15 protein-coding genes are annotated in these 15,337 nt (G+C 68.6%); 6 read left to right on the top strand and 9 right to left on the bottom strand.

Annotated elements, in window-relative coordinates; genetic code table 11:
• Positions 1-65: 65 nt before the first annotated feature.
• From ACFY0D_RS25800 to ACFY0D_RS25785, 4 genes are all read left to right on the top strand, one after another.
• A complete protein-coding gene (locus ACFY0D_RS25800) occupies positions 66-674 on the top strand; it encodes a DUF6879 family protein (protein WP_390800426.1) in 609 nt (202 codons plus the stop codon).
• A gap of 245 nt (positions 675-919) precedes the next feature.
• Entirely contained in the window at positions 920-1,849 is a 930-nt protein-coding gene (locus tag ACFY0D_RS25795) for a DNA-binding protein (protein WP_390800425.1), read from the top strand.
• 1 nt (position 1,850) lies between these two features.
• The gene (locus tag ACFY0D_RS25790; RefSeq protein ID WP_390800424.1) at positions 1,851-2,531 is read left to right on the top strand and encodes a RibD family protein; all 681 of its coding nucleotides are present in this window, start codon (positions 1,851-1,853) and stop codon (positions 2,529-2,531) included.
• A complete protein-coding gene (locus ACFY0D_RS25785) occupies positions 2,531-3,013 on the top strand; it encodes a deaminase (RefSeq protein WP_390800423.1) in 483 nt (160 codons plus the stop codon). The genes ACFY0D_RS25790 and ACFY0D_RS25785 overlap by 1 nt, the downstream gene beginning before the upstream one ends.
• Before the next feature lie 99 nt (positions 3,014-3,112).
• Here the strand turns inward: ACFY0D_RS25785 and ACFY0D_RS25780 are convergent, their stop codons facing one another.
• From ACFY0D_RS25780 to ACFY0D_RS25745, 8 genes are all read right to left on the bottom strand, one after another.
• Positions 3,113-4,396, bottom strand: a complete 1,284-nt coding sequence (locus ACFY0D_RS25780; protein ID WP_390800422.1) for a helix-turn-helix domain-containing protein — start codon at positions 4,394-4,396, stop codon at positions 3,113-3,115.
• A gap of 785 nt (positions 4,397-5,181) precedes the next feature.
• Positions 5,182-5,991: a helix-turn-helix domain-containing protein gene (locus tag ACFY0D_RS25775; RefSeq protein ID WP_390800421.1), complete on the bottom strand. Its 810-nt coding sequence runs from the start codon at positions 5,989-5,991 to the stop codon at positions 5,182-5,184.
• 468 nt (positions 5,992-6,459) lie between these two features.
• Positions 6,460-6,720 carry a DUF6225 family protein gene (locus tag ACFY0D_RS25770; protein WP_390800420.1) on the bottom strand — a complete coding sequence of 87 codons (261 nt, stop codon included), beginning with the start codon at positions 6,718-6,720 and terminating at the stop codon, positions 6,460-6,462.
• Positions 6,721-7,118: 398 nt separating this feature from the next.
• Complete coding sequence (locus ACFY0D_RS25765) at positions 7,119-8,555, bottom strand: FAD-dependent oxidoreductase (RefSeq protein WP_390800419.1); 1,437 nt, start codon at positions 8,553-8,555, stop codon at positions 7,119-7,121.
• Between the two features lie 171 nt (positions 8,556-8,726).
• Entirely contained in the window at positions 8,727-9,914 is a 1,188-nt protein-coding gene (locus ACFY0D_RS25760; protein WP_390800418.1) for an MAB_1171c family putative transporter, read from the bottom strand.
• A gap of 134 nt (positions 9,915-10,048) precedes the next feature.
• Positions 10,049-11,218: an MAB_1171c family putative transporter gene (locus ACFY0D_RS25755; protein WP_390800417.1), complete on the bottom strand. Its 1,170-nt coding sequence runs from the start codon at positions 11,216-11,218 to the stop codon at positions 10,049-10,051.
• 2 nt (positions 11,219-11,220) lie between these two features.
• Positions 11,221-11,814, bottom strand: coding sequence for a toxin-antitoxin system, toxin component (locus ACFY0D_RS25750; RefSeq protein WP_390800416.1), 594 nt, complete (start codon positions 11,812-11,814; stop codon positions 11,221-11,223).
• A gap of 177 nt (positions 11,815-11,991) precedes the next feature.
• Complete coding sequence (locus tag ACFY0D_RS25745; RefSeq protein WP_390800415.1) at positions 11,992-12,675, bottom strand: helix-turn-helix transcriptional regulator; 684 nt, start codon at positions 12,673-12,675, stop codon at positions 11,992-11,994.
• A 529-nt stretch (positions 12,676-13,204) separates the two neighbouring features.
• Here ACFY0D_RS25745 and ACFY0D_RS25740 point away from each other — a divergent pair.
• The gene (locus ACFY0D_RS25740; protein ID WP_390800414.1) at positions 13,205-14,116 is read left to right on the top strand and encodes a helix-turn-helix domain-containing protein; all 912 of its coding nucleotides are present in this window, start codon (positions 13,205-13,207) and stop codon (positions 14,114-14,116) included.
• Between the two features lie 116 nt (positions 14,117-14,232).
• Here ACFY0D_RS25740 and haaN read toward each other — a convergent pair whose 3' ends face one another.
• Entirely contained in the window at positions 14,233-14,706 is a 474-nt protein-coding gene (haaN, locus tag ACFY0D_RS25735) for a cyclophane-containing RiPP N-acetyltransferase HaaN (RefSeq protein WP_390800413.1), read from the bottom strand.
• A gap of 281 nt (positions 14,707-14,987) precedes the next feature.
• Between haaN and ACFY0D_RS25730 the strand changes: the two genes are divergently transcribed.
• On the top strand, positions 14,988-15,337 hold a 350-nt coding region (locus tag ACFY0D_RS25730; protein ID WP_390800590.1), incomplete at its 3' end, for a DUF2637 domain-containing protein.

Below are 15,337 nucleotides of genomic sequence, written 5' to 3'. Positions count from 1 at the left end.
CTGAATGCCCGGACGTCCGGGCGTCGGAGGACGACGACACATCGCAGCGAAGGCGGACCTTCCCCATGTTCGAGTGCTTCCGTGACGGCGCCGGCGAGGTCCTTGAGCGGCCGGACTACCTGGACGACTTCAGCCGCTTCCACGGGAGCGACATCCACTTCCTTGCGAAGATCGAGCGCGGCCAGACGTTCAAGGAGCAAGGATCGCCGAGCTGGGATGCATTTGCCTCCGGAGACTGGGCGGGCGCGTTGCGTCTGATCGAGACCGAGCGGGATTCGGTTGCCGAGTACTTCCAGGATGCTGCTCGACGCGGGCTGGCGTTCCGGAGGCTTCGTGTCGTCGAATTCCCCGTGACTGCGTACCTTCAGTGGGAGATGAACTCCTTCAAGCTCCGGTCAGAGCTGGGTGAGGAGATCCGCGTACTGGACGCGCGGGCGATCGCCGACGTGGAGCGCGACGGCCCCCTGCCCGAGGTCGTCGTGCTCGGACATTCGGTGATGTACTCCGTGATCTACGACGAGGAACTGAAGGGTGCAGGCGCGCGCCGGTTCCTCGATCCCGAGCAGATCGAGACGACGGTCACCGAGTTCGAGTGTCTGTACCGCAAGGGCGAGGAGTTCTCGGAGTTCTTCAAGCGGGAGATCGCCCCGCTCGGACCGCCCGCCGTCCACTGATACGCCCCGATCCCATGGCTCAGGTGGCCAGATCATGTGCAGTACTTGCCTCGGCAGCCCTGAGGCAGGCAGCGTCGGAAGAAGAGGGGACCTCTGGTCCCTGCCGTCTGGGCGATGGGTCGGTGATGTGGGTGGCTCTCGATCGACGCTTGCTCCTGCGCAGCGGTGTGGGTCTCGGGGCCGCTGCCGCAGTCGGTGCCGGTAGACCGGCGGCAGCCGCAGCGTCAGGCGCTGTGCCGGGTGCAGTGCGCGGAGTTCGGAACGCGACGACGTACGAGGCGACTCCGGTGGAGTACCTGCGCCGTGCACGGTGTCTGCTGATCGACAGCGACAACCTGCTGGGACCGCGCCAGGCACTCAGCGCGGTGCGCACCCACATCCAGGTCATCCAGGAATTGCGGCGAGAGGCCCAGGGCGCGGACCGGCGCGACCTGATGGAGCTCCAGACCCAGTACGCGGAATTCCTGTCCTGGCTCTACCAGGACCTGGGCGACACCAAGGCCGCGTCCAGCTGGCTGGACGCTGCTCTGCACGGGTCGCACACCGTCGGCGGCGGAGACCTGACTGCGTACGTCATGGCTCGCAAGGCCCAGCTCGCGGCGGACAGGGCAGACCCGGCCGGCGTCGTCGACCTGGCCGGGGCGGCGCAGCGCATGGCGCGCCCGCGCAGCCGGCCGGCCGCCGTGGCGCGGACATACGAGGCGTACGGGTACGCGCTGCGCGGGGAATCCGCCGCGAGCGAGCGGGCCATCGACGACGTCCGCAACAGCCTCGATGGCATCTCGGCAGACCCCAGCCCGTGGGGCGCATGGCTGAACTCCTCGTATGTCGAGATCTACCGCGCCCAGGGTCTGGAGGCTCTGGGCAGGCACGATCAGGCAGCAGACGCGTTCGCCGCCGCGATTCGGCTGCTGCCCGATGGCTACGACCGTGACCGCGGCGTCTACATGGCACGGCAGGCCGTGTCCCTGGCCGGAGCCCGGGCCCCTGAGCACGCTGCTGCGATCGCCATGCACGCCCTGGCCGTTGCCGAGGTGACCGGATCAGGCCGGATCATGACTGAGCTCGCCCGTTTGAACCAGGCGCTGATGCGCTGGCATCACGTACACGAGGTCGCGGAGTTCCGCGTGGCCTTCGACGCCGGCCTCTGCCCCGCACCGGAGATGGAGTCCTGAGATGACCGCCCGCCCGTATGTCCTTCTGTCGGCCGCCACGAGCGTCGACGGCTACCTGGACGACACAAGCAACGACCGGCTGCTTCTCAGCAACGCGGAGGATTTCGACCGTGTCGACGAGGTACGCGCCTCCTGCGACGCCATCCTGATCGGCGCGACCACGATGCGCCGTGACAACCCTCGGCTCCTGGTGAACTCGGAAAGGCGGCGCGCGGTCCGTGTAGCCGAGGGGAAGCCCGCCTTCCCCCTGAAAGTCACGGTCACCGCAACAGGCGACCTGAGCGCCGACCTGAAGTTCTGGCACCATGGAGACGCGAAACTGGTCTTCACGGTCGACGCCGCAATCGACAAGGTGAAGGCGGAACTCGGCCATCTCGCCGACATCGTCAGCACCGGACCCGAGCTCGACTGGGGGCAGGTCCTTGACGAGCTCGGCCACCGCGGCATCGGCCGGCTGATGGTGGAAGGCGGGGGCACCGTCCACACCCAGCTCATGTCGCAGAACCTCGCCGACGAGGTACATCTCGCCATCGCCCCCCTCCTGGTCGGCGAAGCCGCCGCCCCGAGGTTCCTCGGCTCCGCCGACTACCCTGGCGGCCCCGTCGCTCGGATGCGCCTTCTTGAGGCCCGGACGATCGGCGATGTCATACTCCTCCGATACGCTCCGAAGGAGCGCTCCTGATGAACACCGCTTCCTCCGTAACCCACGCCCGGGACCTGTACTGGATGCGCCGGGCGATCGACCTTTCCAAACTCTGCCCGCCTTCCGAGGGCGCCTACTCAGTGGGTGCTGTCATCGTCGGCGCCGACGGCACCGAGCTCTCCCACGGATACAGCCGGGAGACGGACGTGCACGTGCACGCGGAGGAGTCCGCGCTGGCCAAACTCCCCCAGGGTGACACTCGATTGGCAGCCGCCACGATGTACAGCACGCTGGAGCCCTGTTCGCAGCGCCGGTCGCGGCCGCGGCCCTGCTCGCAGCTCATCCTCTCGGCTGATCTTCCGCGCGTCGTCATCGCGTGGCGCGAGCCGGCCCTGTTCGTCGCCGACTGCGTCGGCGTCGAGCGGCTGGCGGAAGCAGGGGTCACCGTTGTCGAGCTGTCCGAGCTGGCATCGGAAGCCAAGGCCGTCAACTCGCACCTCGGGAACGGCCTGCTGGGGTGACCTGTCCGATGAGGACCGTCCCCGCAAAGGCTCCGTCCCTTGCCTCTGCTCCCCCTCAGGGATGACGGGCCGCAGCTGCTTTCGGTAGACGCGCTCGTGTCAGCACGCAGCCCAACCGTGTTCCGCCGGCCCATGGTGCACGATCCACCTACCGTCAGAGCCGACGCACAGGCCGTCGATGGCCTCTCCGGTCGACGGATCGACGGCAACGCCGTCGGCCCGGACGTGTTCGGCCTGTGCCAGAGCGGGGTGCGCCGCGACCGTACCGGCGGGGCGCCGCCTCTGCAGGCGCCTCGCCTGCTCGCGACGCCAATGGGCCCGTTGGGCCGCATGCCGCTGCCGGCGGCGCTCGCCGACGCCTGCGGTGCCGAGCCGGGAGGCAGCCTCCACCCAGTCGAAGCCGGGCTCCTCGGACGCGGTGGTTCGAATCCCGATGCCTGCCAGGGCGGCCGGGGCGAGTGTGTAGACCTCGCCGGCCTGTTCGACGAGCCCCAGGTTCTTGAGCTTGTTGAGCTGGCGGTAGGCCGTCGGCCGGGAGACGGAGGCGCTGCCCTGGAGCTCCGTGATGCTCTGCCCGTCGCGTTCGGCGAGGGCGGCCAGGAGGGTGAGCCCACTGCCGCCGAGGCCATGGTGGGCGAAGGCATCGAGGCGCATCAAGCGGGCGGCCGCGTGTGAGTCGATGTCGGCGCCGGTGTCGCCCTGTCTCATGGCTGGGCCACTCAGGGCCCCCCCAGCCTGCGGCCCTTCGGGGGTGGACCGGGGGTGAGACGCGGTGAGGGAGAGGGGGGAGATGAGCATCCAGCGGGCGCCTTCGGTGGGAGAGCCGTGGTCGAGCCGGCGCAGCAGTCTGGCGTGCTGGAGGCGCCCGTTGGAGTTGTGCACGGTCGTCCGGCTGCACCCCATGCGCTCGGCGAGGTCGCGTTCGGACACGGTGTGGTCCCAGCTTCCGGCCTGGGCGCAGATGTCCATGCGGGCGATGAGGTTGCGCAGGTCGGTCTTGCCGGCGATGCCCTTCCAAGAGGTGCGTTCTATTCGGGCGCGGAGGGCGGCCAGGGCGGCATGGAAGGCCTGGCGGGTGGTGATCGGCTCCGTGTTCTGTACGTACTGCTGTGCGCCGACCCAGGCTCTCTGGAGCCACGCGGCGGCCCTGTCGTAGCCGCGGCGGTGCTGGAGCATGCGGGCGTACTGGCCGGCTTCGTACGGGCCGTCGAGCAGGACCTGGAGGAAGGACGCGCGGCTCCACCCCACTCGGACGGCCTCGGCCGCAAGGGCCCGGGTCACGGCCCAGGCGTGGTCGGAGGCAGCCGTGTTCTTCCCGCCGCGTTGAAGGTTGCCGGCGGCGTACGCGTCGTCCTGGTCGCCGAGGACGAGCAGCTTGTGCATGCGTGCGGACAGTGGCGGCAGTCCGGCAAGGAGCCCGGTCCGCTGGTGTGGCCGATGAACGGTTGCGCGGTCCCATGCGGCCGCGTCAGCGGGAACCCTGGACAGTGAGGGCTGCAGGGGGCGCGGTGCGGGCACGGCGCGGTGCCTGGTCTCGGGGCATTGCGGGGATGCCGGTGCCGCCGGCCGAGCCCCGGCGGCGGGGAAGGTGGCTGGGGGACCGGTCATGGTCACGCCGCCCCCGCACTGAGCCGAACCGCCGCGACGGCCGAGGCGCGCGGGTGGCGAAGCCGCACCCTGGAACGGACTGGAGGGTCGGAGTAGAGGATATAAGTGGATGAATTGGACAGGGTTGAGTGACAAAGGGCAGCTGTCTGCTGCATCATGAACGTGATCCGTTCCCGGTGTCGTGGAACGTCAAAGCCCCCTGGCAGGGGCGTGAGCTCCGGAGTGGGAGTGATTTCGCCCGGCTCCCTCTGCTGGGGAAGCCGGGACTCGCCCGACCGGCAAGTCGGGCGATGGCGAAAGGCCGGCGGTTGATGAGGTGGTGGCTCACCGCATCAAACGCGAGGCCGGGCCCGGCCGGCTGTTCAGGCAGCGCCGGGCCCCGGGGGAGCTAGGTCATCGGATGCTCCCCACCACGTTCTGGCCTGCCGGCTGACACTTCGTCCTCCTGTGGCGGATGTGGCATGCGCTGAGGCCTGCGCGGGCGCGCCCCCGCCGACGGATCGTTCGGGCGTGACGGGGTTGCCGCTTCAACTGACGCGAGCACGGGGGCGCCGCACGGGTCACGCGGCCTTGGTGGCCGCGAAGCGGGGGCGGGCGATGACGACGCTGGTCTCGACGGCTGCCAGTACGGCGTTGCGCAGCAGCCGTCCGTAGGCGACGAGAGCGTCGCCCCGGGTGCGATGCGGCGCCAGGATGCTGACGGCGGCGACCACGCGCGGCTCGGCACCGGGAACGGCCGGGGCGCCGGGCAGGCGCCGGACAGGCGTGGAGACCAGGTCCCACCCGGGCAACGGCGAGTCGGTGACTGCCACCTGTGCGGATCGGATCCGGCGGAGGTCATCGCGCAGGGGCACGTCCTGACCGGCGAGGTTGGCGAGCATGGCCAGGCCCGGCGCGTCGGAGTCGAGCGGGGCACGGCAGAGCTGGTCGACGGCCTCGGGGACGAGGGCCAGTTCGCGCCGGAAACGCGGCCCGGACGTGCCGACGGCGGAGATGCACAGACGCTCGCCGCTCACGGGGGAGTAGGTGTGCAGCAGCACCACCTGCTGGGTCCGTCGGTGGATCCCCTCAAGGAGGAGGGCGGCGCCCAACAGGGGCGTGGTGCTCGGGTGCACCAGTCCGGCCGGCGCTCCGGTCGGGGATGCGGGGGCGGGGCGGAGCTCCCAGTGGCCGTAGTGGGGCCGGTGGCACAGCTGCGCTTGGAAGAGCTGGCGCAGGCGGCGATGGACGTCTGAGTCGTCCAGGCCGGTGCGGTTGGCGATGGAGCGGAAACTGTGCGGCCCGGAACCCAGTTCCATCAGGGCGTGGAGGACCGCGAGCGTGCGGTCGCGCTCTCTGCGCTGATGAGCGTTACGCGAGCCGACGTCCATGTTTCCTCCCGGATGCGCCAAATCAGCACGTCAGCCAGGGCAGTTGGTGCTGTTGGTCTGTGTGCACGATCTTTACCGGGACATGCGGCACCTTGGCCAGGAACACCCTCTTCCGGAAAGGGGTCTTCCTGTGGCAGATCGTGAGGCATCTCAGCGGAAATGGGCCGGAATCAAGGAGTATCTCCGGATTCTCGGCTGTTGCTCAGAGTGACCCGTGAAGAAAGTCTTCACGACCCGATCGGGCGATTTGTCGATAGATGGTCGGTGCCTGGCACGCGTGTTGGTACTGCTCGGGAGGGGCGCGCCGCACAACGAGCACGCGGGCAGCCTGAAGAGCCGACTCCGGGCGAGACAACGCGATGACCACAGGCACGGCTAGGCCGTCTCATCCGGCAAGATCCGGAAGAGACGGCCTCGGTCCGCCCCTGCACCGCCATGCCGGTCCGGCGCCGGGTGGGCCTGTCCTGATCAGTCCAGGTGCAGGTGGTACCTGCCCGCCTTGGCGTCCGCGAAAAGAGTGAACTGGACCTGAGGCGCCGCAGCGCCGTCGTCGCCTACGAGCTCCACGGGCTCGGCGCCGACGAGCATGAACTCCTCGTACCCCTCGAACCTTCCGGGCTCGTCCGCGACCCCGATGTGGATGGGGGCGTCGTCGGCAACCTCGGCGAGAGCGGAGCGCAGCCGACCCGCTGTCCAGACGTGCGGCGCGTGCTCGAACATGTCAGCCATGCGCTGAGGCTAGCGGCGCGGATCAGGCAGAATCGGGTACGCCGCGCCGACGAAAAACAGCCGCCTCCCCAGGGCGCGCCCCTCGACGATTCGGCCCCGAGCGGCCGGAGCCCCATGTGCCGGAGCACGGCCCCCGTCGCGGCCCTGGTGGCCAGGGCCGCACCCCGTGCAGGCGACGCTACTCGTAGGGCAGGCGGACGCGCCCCCGGATATCCAGAGCGGCACCGGCGGGCCCGTACGGCGCGGGGTGGGCACCGGGACCGGCTGAAGGAAGCGCTCGGCGCCCGGCCGGCGCCCGGCCACCATGCCCGGCGCCACCTGGGGGCCGAGCCGAGCCCCCACCCGGCGGAGCTCCATCGGTCTTCCGTTCCGGCGGCAGGGCTGCCGCCGGAACGGACTCAGTTCGCGGTGCGCCTCGCGCTGCCGGCCGAAACGATGTCGCGTTCCTGCTGGGTCAGGGGCGGACCGGTCAGCGGAGGGTGCTGAGGTCCCAGGGCGGCGGCCAGCAGGGCCCGAGGCCTCAGGAGATGAGTGGAGGGCCTCTCCAGCGACGTCACGTCGGTGAACTCCTTCGTCATCGTGAAGGATCCGCAGGACGTCCTCAGCAAGTGATCCACGTAGCGGGCGAGCAGCTTGTCGGTCACACTCGGGGCCACGCCTTCGACACCTGGATAGAAGACGTCCTGTCCGAGGGCCAGATTCCAGGCTCCGGACACCGGCCGGGCGATGGCTCGCTGGACGCGGCGAGCCAGGCCGGTGCTCGTGATGCCGTGGTCCTCGGCCATCGACTGAAGCGCGACAGCCCCTTGCGCTGCCACCGACATGCCATGGCCGTAGATCGGGTTGAACCCTGCGACGGCGTCGCCAAGGACGACGAACCGCTCAGGCCACTGCCGGATCTTCTCGAAGTACCGCCGTCGGTTCCGGGTACTCCGGCTGATCTTCACGCCGCTGAGCGGCTCAAGGTGCGAAATGAGCTCGCCGACGATGGGGTGTCGCAGCCTGCGGGTGAACTCGACGAAATCCTCAGACCGGTCCGTGGGCTCACCGCCTCGTGTCCCTGCCGCCGTCACCAGCCACCGGTTGCCTTCGATCGGCAGGATGGCGGCGCTCTGTCCCGGCCGCGATGCCCGGGAGTCTGCCTGCACATTGACGACGGGGAACGTCTCAGCCCCTTCCGGCGCACGGAAGAGGCGGCTGGCGTAGACCAGGCCGAGGTCGAGGGTGCGCTCCTCCGGGCCGGCTACACCGAGTTCCTCAAGGAACTGGGGGGCTCGGGAACCTCTCCCTGAGGCATCGACGACGAAGTCGGCCTCCAGGACCTGCTCACGGCCGTCAGCGTCGCGCACGCGCACGCCGAAGACGCGTGCAGCGTTGCCGACCAGGCCCACCGCACGGGTGCGCGGGAGCACCTTCACCTCTTGATCGGCCAGCACCCGGGTGCGGACCACGAAGTCGAGCAGATCGCGGCTGCATGCGATCAGGAAGTGGGTCTCCTTGCGCCAGCGCCGGAACCAACCCTGCGCACTGAGTCCGACCATGCCGGTGGGGATCGGGATGCGCCGTGCACCGGCGGCCAGCCAGCAGTCGGTGATCCCTGGCATCAGGGCTTCAGCCGCGTGGACACCACCGCTCCACAGAAGGTGTATGTGTCCTGCCTGCGGGAGCCCCTTCCGTGGAAGGGGACCGTCAGGAAGCTCATCGTTTTCGACGACCAGGATCTCGTCCACCGCGCCGCGCAGAGCCGCTGCGGCGAACATCCCTGCAAGGCCTCCTCCCAGGACGATGGCCCGGCGTGCGGTCGCGCCCGGGGAAACATTCTTGCGGTCGATCATGTGACTGCTCTCTACCAGGCCGCCGTGGGCGGAATTCGTCATCAAGAGGAAGCAAGGACTGCTGCAGAGTCAAGGGGGGCCTTGCCCTTTCGGCTCGGTCCGGTGGGCCGCGGCCTCGTCAGTGACGAAGCGCGGGGATCTCATGCCGGCGAACGACGGCGACTTCGAAGCTCACTCCCGGCCGGCCGTGGAGGAGGAGAGACACCGCGCTGCGTCAGCTCCGGGAACTGTCTCCGGGCCACGATCGCGCAGGGCGTCGGAGAGGAGAAGAAGCCCCGGGCCGTCATCGGCGACTGCTCTCGCCGCGCCCGGACCGAGCACCGGAACGTCACCGTGGCCGGGTGCGTGGCGAGCTTCGAGGGCTGCGACGACCATGGCTGCTGCGGCTGTCGCCGCGGCGCGCTGCTCGGTGGCGCCGACGGCGACGGCCTGGGCACGGGCCTCGGCGCCGATCTGCGAGTTCAGGGGCAGCATGGCCAGGCCATCCAGAATGTCGGATGTCCGCTGCAGGTGCCTCTTCTCAGGTGAGGACCACCAAGGGATGCGCACGGTCCCATGGGGAGCCACCCCGCGGAGGTACACCCACAGCGGCGCGAGCCTCTTGTACTCGCTCCAGCTCCGCCATTGACGTGTCAACGACTGGCTGATGGCCGGCAGGGCAAAGCCGACCCCCTGGCAGAACGTGGACAGAGCGGCGAGAGGCGGTGCGACCGAGGTGCTGAGGGTGTCCAGGTCATGGCCCGCCCACCGCGCGCCCACGGCGATCGCCTTGCACGCGTCGTAGCCGAGGTTCAGCAGCGAGCCGGCCACGATCAGCAGGAGGCCCGTGCGCAGGACACCAGTGACGTCGTGAGACCACTGCCAGCACAGGGAAGCGAGCACGACCGTGGCGAAGGCATGCGCCAGCACGTACAAGACGATCATCTCGCGCAGAAACGGCTCTGCCGCGTAGTACGTGTCGAAGTCACGCAGCCGCTCGACAGAAGCGTCACCGAGAGCGAACAACGTGAACAGCGCGACCATGACCAGCCCGTAGCCGCCCAGGCACCAGCGAGTGGCGACGACCCTGCGCCGCTCCGACCCGCCCCGCCAGGTGATCGCCAAGCTGATGACGGCCGCACTCGCCGCAGTGAGGAGGCAGTACACCAGGGGGGCGGAGAAGTTGGTGATGCCGACGAAGGCATTCACCCTGGCGATGGTCGGCGGGGCGGCGAAGAAGAAGACGACTCCACCCAGTGCGAGGACGACAGAGACGGACCGCAGCAGCGGATCCCGCCAGTTCCTGATGAGTGCGGGGAGCCTGAGTACGGACGCGAGGACCAGGAGGCCGACAGGTATGAAGTAGAACTCACCCGGCATGCGCAACCCCCTGCGGCTCGGAAAGCCCACAGCGTTGCCGGGCTTGAAGAATGGACGGGCGGGGACCGGTCCGACGGCCCGGCGAACGCCTGCCGGCCTTGTGTGATCGGGACGGGACGGGCATGCTCTCGCCCCTAGCCCTGCACGGTCAGGCGCACGACCGCACCGACGGGGGAGTGGCGGCAGAGTGCCCTTGAGATCCGGGCAAGGTCGAGAGCATCGCCACCGGGGCCTTCCTGAAGTGCCTCGGACGAAGCGATCACCTGATGCCCGGGGTCGGCGCGCAGAGCCTCCTTGGCAGCCGTGAGCATGATGGCGTCGGCGTAGGCCTCCGCGTCCTGCAGCGCTGCGCCGCTCGCCAGCGCGTCGGCCCGGGCAGCGTCCCTGAGCGCACGGTCGAAGTAGGGATTGAGCGTGAGGAATCCGTCGTGGATATCCGATTCGCGCTGCAGTACCCGAACGCCGGGCGGCGCGAACACGGAGATTCGCGGGCTCTTGTGGTCCGGCGCGAGGTTCTGCAGAAGCCGCCAGAGCGGTCCAAGCTCCTTGTGCCGCTTCCAGTCCCACCACGGCCCCTTCAGGCGCTGAACGACGAGGGGAAGACCGAACCCGATCGCGACGAACGGGGAAGCGACGGAAGCCAGAGGGCGCGCGACGTCGGTACTGAGAAAGTCCCAGTCGTACCCCGCCCAGCGAGCCCCGACGGCCGAGAACTTGCACACGTCGTAGGCGACGGTGACCAGGTAGCCGAAGACCATGAGGTACAGACCGATGCGCAGCTCACCGTCCACCTCCCGGGACCAGCGCCGGCACAGGGAGGTCATGACGAGTGACGACGCCGTGTGAGCCACCAGATAGAGGACGATCATCTCTCGGATGTACGGGGTGTTGGCGTAGTAGGTGTCCAGGTCACGCAGCCGCTCCGCGGGAGCGCTGCCCAGGGCGAAGAGCCCGAACAGAGCGACAATGACCAGACCGTACGTGCCGATGCACCAGCGAGTCGCCTGGCGGATGCGATCCGGTGAACCTCCCCGCCAGTTGATGAGCAGGACGATGCAGGAACCGCTGAAAGCCGTCAAAATGCTGTAGACAAGCGGGGCGGCAATGTTGGGGATGCCCGTGATCTCGTTGACTTTGGCGATCATCGGGATGGAGCCGAAGAGGAAAACCCCTGTGGCCGTGAGGAGCAGCATCGCCACGGCACGCAGCAGCGGGTCCCGAGGGTTTTTGAGCAGGCCGGGCAGTCTGATGAAGAAGGCCAGGGCGCCGAGGAGAGCGGGGCCGAAGAAGCTGAGGTCGGACACTCTCAACTGCCTATGTTGTGGTAGCTGAGTGCGGCCGCGATCCTGCCCTTGGTCGTACCGCGGTCAGGGGCATCGACCCCCTTGGTCACGAGCAGGTGACGCACGCGGTGTGCCAGCTCCAGCCCGAACAGCTCGGCGCTGTCCTCCTGCTCCTGAGCGTTCTTGACGCCGGCGCCGTCCTGACCGGTGAGGGAGGGGCTCTGCCGTCCTGCGATGGCCAGGACGGAGGAGACGACACCTTCGAGATCGGCGTCGTGCCGGAGCAGGCGTGCCGCGGCCGTACCCTCGGCCACGGTCCTGTGGCAGTGACCCAACTCAAGGTGCCGAAGCTCATGGCCTGTGATGATGACCTGGTGCTCCGGTGCGGTCTTCCGTTCGACCACGATCAGGTCCCTGTCCCCGAGGTTCAGGGCGAGGCCGCTGGCCGTGCCCGGCGGGAAGGGAGTGGTCCGGAACTCGATCGGCCTCTTCCGGCGTTTGCCCATGACCTCGCACAGTGTGAGGCAGAGCAATTCGGAGGTCACCGGAGCCTCCAGATGGCGGACCCCGAGCACCAAGCCACTGACCGACTTACGCATGCCCTGCTGCCTGAACATCACTTCTCCCCGATAGGACCCTTTTCCGGCGGCGAGGAAGGTCTGCTCCCCGTGTTCCGCCGACAACGTCTCTCCCCCGTCGCCACACATCCGCCGAACTCTAGGGGGTGTCCTGCCGATCAGGCCGGGCCCGCGGGGTCTGGCACCGCGAGCCCGGCCTGATCGGCAGGACACCCCCTAGGGACCGGACGTCTCACCGGCTACGGCGTTCCGGGCGGCGCCTGTCTCGGCTGCGGACTCGGCCATGAGGTTCTCGATCATCCTGAGGACCCTGTCGCGGTGGTCGTCCGTGGGAAGCAGCGCTGCCCGGGCCGCGATCCCCTCCACGCCGTGCACGGCGAGCATGGTGGCGAGGGTGGGCGCGGGCTGGTCCTGCTTGGCCACCTCCTTCAGCAGACTCATCTCCATCAGCAGGAGCGCACTGTTGACGGCGGCCGCGTCTTCGGACATGAGGAAACCGGCAGGCCGGCCGAAGAAGGTTTCGATGAGCGCGCAGTGATCCATGGTGGGTTTGCGCTCGCCGTTGGCCAGGGCGTTGATCTGCTGGCGCGAGATGCCGGTCTGCCTCGCGATGGCGGCCTGCGAGTGCTTGCGTTTGTTCCCCTGTACATCCAGCGCCTGGATCACCTTCAGCCGCTGCCTGAACCGCTCCTGACGGTTCGGCTCGCCGGCGGACTCTCCTCTGAGGAGCGACTCGACGACCGCGGTGGGAACCCCCGTGGCGAGGTGTAGCTCGCCGGCGTTCAGGACCTCGTCCCGCGACCGTCCGAGTTTGGCCGCCAGGTCGATGACCCTCTCGGCTGTGGCTGTCAGTTCGCGCACAGCGGCTTCGGGCCCCGAGGCCGACGAGGTTTCAGTCACCGATCAATCTCCTAGATGGCGCGGGGATTGCTCCGCATGTGGTCGGGTCGCCCGGAGGCTAACGCTGGGCCTGTCCTGCGACCCTAGCCTGCCACAGTTGTGGCAGGAAGAGGAGAGTTCGAGGCCCGAAGAGACACGATCGTTGACAGATACGCGTCTTGAGTAGCAGGATCACCACAGGAGGTGAAGATCGAGAAGCCTCCGAGCGTCGTGGTGCTCGACGTTCGCCTCTGCCAACGGACGATCTGCCGGGCCGTCAGCAGGGGGCGGGTGGAGTCGTCATCTGCCCAGTCATCGACGCGCCGCCGCCTGACTGGCATGACCCTGCCAGTCAGTCATGTCACCTGCTCATCAAGCACGCGAAGGGTAGTTCGCTATGGCGAAGCAGCTGGGGCGGCGCCAGGCTGTGCGAGGGGCGGAAGCCGTTCACGACCGCACGAGCCGGCGCGGAGCCCGATTACCGCCACCGCCACCGCAAAAGCCGAGCACCGAGCCGCAACGTCAAGGGGGAACTGCATTGGACACCGGCGTGCGCACGGAAGCCGAACTGACGGACTTCGGGGAGGCCCTGGCCGCCGAGTTGCGCGCCAAGCGTCTGCAGCACTTCCTCAAAGGGCGCCGCGATCACCTGGAACTGAGCCAGGAAGAGGTCGCCGAACGTCTCAGGATCAGCGGCCGTGCCTACGGGAACTGGGAACGCGGCCGGGTCAAAGAATGGACGGACCGCAAGCTGTACTCCCTGGCAGACGCGCTGAAGATGTCCGAGTTCCAGACGGCCCGCCTGTTCTTGTACGCGGTGGACCGCGCTCCGCAGCCCGAGCTGCGCGCCATGTTCCGCCGCGGCCTCCCCGCAGACCCGGCCGCCTCGGCCTTCCTGGACGACTACGAAAACGTGATGATGGACGCGCTCTCGCTGCCGACCTTCGTGATCGACCACCGATGGGGCGTCAGGATGGCGAACAAGGCCTACCGCCACCTCTTCCGGAACGTGCGGGCCCACTCAAGCGCGATGCCCTCCGACAACTTCCTGCGCTTCGGCCTCTTCCACCCCGACGCCCCCGCCGTGCTGGTCGATCACCCGAAGTGGCAGCTGGCCATGCTCGCTCAGCTCGCCTCAAGTCTGGAGCGGCACGACGCCGACCCCGTCCTTCAGGCCATCCGTCGCGAGGTCTACATGAACCCGGCGCTGCGCGACGCCTACCTCAAGGACATGCCGGACTGGGTCCTGGGATCCGGTGCCGACCTCGTCCACCACGAAAGCTCGGTGCGCGAGCTGCGCCACCCCGACCCGCAGGTCGGCCTCCAGGGATGCAGACTCGTCGAGGAGACCCCCCGGTCGCTGCAGGCTCTCGGGCTCATGCGCATCACCCTCGTCCTCGTCGATCTGGAGGGCAGGTGCATGGCCGGCCGGGTGCGCTCGCACGGCCACCACGCCGCCTAGGTGTATTGACCTGCAGGGTTGTTCAGACGGCTCACCAAGCCGGAGCCCGTCACCTTCACCCGGCCGGCAGCGTGGCCCGGCGCATTCCGCTCGTCGCCGGCGCGGGCCCGTATTCCTCACCGCGTATCGGTATCCAGGCGGTAGACGATCTTCCCTTCGAACTCTGCGAACCCCAATGACCTGTAGAAGGCACGTGCGTCCAGGTTGTCGCGGTCCGTCATCCACTCGACCCGGCCGCACCCGGGACGCGCGGTGGCCAGGGCACGGAGCTCGTCCATGAGGCGGGCGCCGATGCCATGCCGGCGGAGGGTGCTGCGGACATAGAGTTCTTTCAGGAACAGGGAATGGGAGGAGCCGGCCGCAGGCCAGAGGAACGAGTAGACGGCGAGCCCGACGAGATCACCGGCCTCATCCTGCACCAAGAGCGCAGAAGCCAAGGGCGGGGAGCCGAACAGCGCTTCCTCCACTTGCGAACGGCGCTCGTCGAGCGGCTGGATCTCGGTCGATCCGTAGAACCGCTCGATCTCCTCGATCAGTTCGGCCACGGCCATGACGTCGCGCCTGTCGGCCGGGCGGATCGTTACCGTCATCGATGTCTCCTGTCGGTCCTTCATCGCCGCACACGTTCGGTCCAGTGTGTGAGGCCCGCCGGGTAGGCCGGTGGCCTTCCCCATCCCACGGTGCTGCCCTGTACGCGCGCAAGTGCGCGGGGGGAGAGCCACCGGTTGCATTCGTTGGCGAGCAGGCCTGATCGGCTGCCGGCCGGGCCAACCTGAAGCACATCGTGAGAGTGTGAAGGTCACTCAGGCAAACGGGACCACTGATGCAGGAGGGGCGCTCACCCGTGACCGCAAAGGAGACGGCGCGATCGTTGCGGCTGACTCGTACGCACCGGATTCTCATAGGCGTGGTGGTCGCGGGTGCCGTGGTCATCGCGGGGATCGGGTTCGCGGGCTCGTACTCCGCGGTGCGTGCCCTCGCCCTGCAGAAGGGGTTCGGCAGCTTCTCGCTGGTGTTCCCGATCGGTATCGACGCGGGCATCTGTGTGCTGCTCGCGCTGGACCTGCTGCTGACGTGGCTCCGGATTCCCTTCCCCCTGCTGCGGCAGACGGCGTGGCTGCTGACGGCCGCGACGATCGCGTTCAACGGTGCGGCCTCGTGGCCGGATCCGCTGGGTGTCGGGATGCACGCCGTGATCCCGATGCTGTTCGTGGTGACGGT

The organism is Streptomyces sp. NPDC001502, assembly GCF_042894785.1.
Classification (GTDB): Bacteria; Actinomycetota; Actinomycetes; order Streptomycetales; family Streptomycetaceae; genus Streptomyces; species Streptomyces kutzneri.
This window is presented reverse-complemented; position numbering and strand designations above follow the sequence as displayed.

Coding starts and splice junctions, on each gene's coding strand:
- ACFY0D_RS25790 (WP_390800424.1), top strand. CDS start 1,851: ATGACCGCCCGCCCGTATGTCCTTCTGTCGGCCGCCACGAGCGTCGAC.
- ACFY0D_RS25775 (WP_390800421.1), bottom strand. CDS start 5,991: ATGGACGTCGGCTCGCGTAACGCTCATCAGCGCAGAGAGCGCGACCGC.
- ACFY0D_RS25785 (WP_390800423.1), top strand. CDS start 2,531: ATGAACACCGCTTCCTCCGTAACCCACGCCCGGGACCTGTACTGGATG.
- haaN (WP_390800413.1), bottom strand. CDS start 14,706: ATGACGGTAACGATCCGCCCGGCCGACAGGCGCGACGTCATGGCCGTG.
- ACFY0D_RS25750 (WP_390800416.1), bottom strand. CDS start 11,814: ATGTTCAGGCAGCAGGGCATGCGTAAGTCGGTCAGTGGCTTGGTGCTC.
- ACFY0D_RS25780 (WP_390800422.1), bottom strand. CDS start 4,396: ATGCACAAGCTGCTCGTCCTCGGCGACCAGGACGACGCGTACGCCGCC.
- ACFY0D_RS25765 (WP_390800419.1), bottom strand. CDS start 8,555: ATGATCGACCGCAAGAATGTTTCCCCGGGCGCGACCGCACGCCGGGCC.
- ACFY0D_RS25800 (WP_390800426.1), top strand. CDS start 66: ATGTTCGAGTGCTTCCGTGACGGCGCCGGCGAGGTCCTTGAGCGGCCG.
- ACFY0D_RS25770 (WP_390800420.1), bottom strand. CDS start 6,720: ATGGCTGACATGTTCGAGCACGCGCCGCACGTCTGGACAGCGGGTCGG.
- ACFY0D_RS25760 (WP_390800418.1), bottom strand. CDS start 9,914: ATGCCGGGTGAGTTCTACTTCATACCTGTCGGCCTCCTGGTCCTCGCG.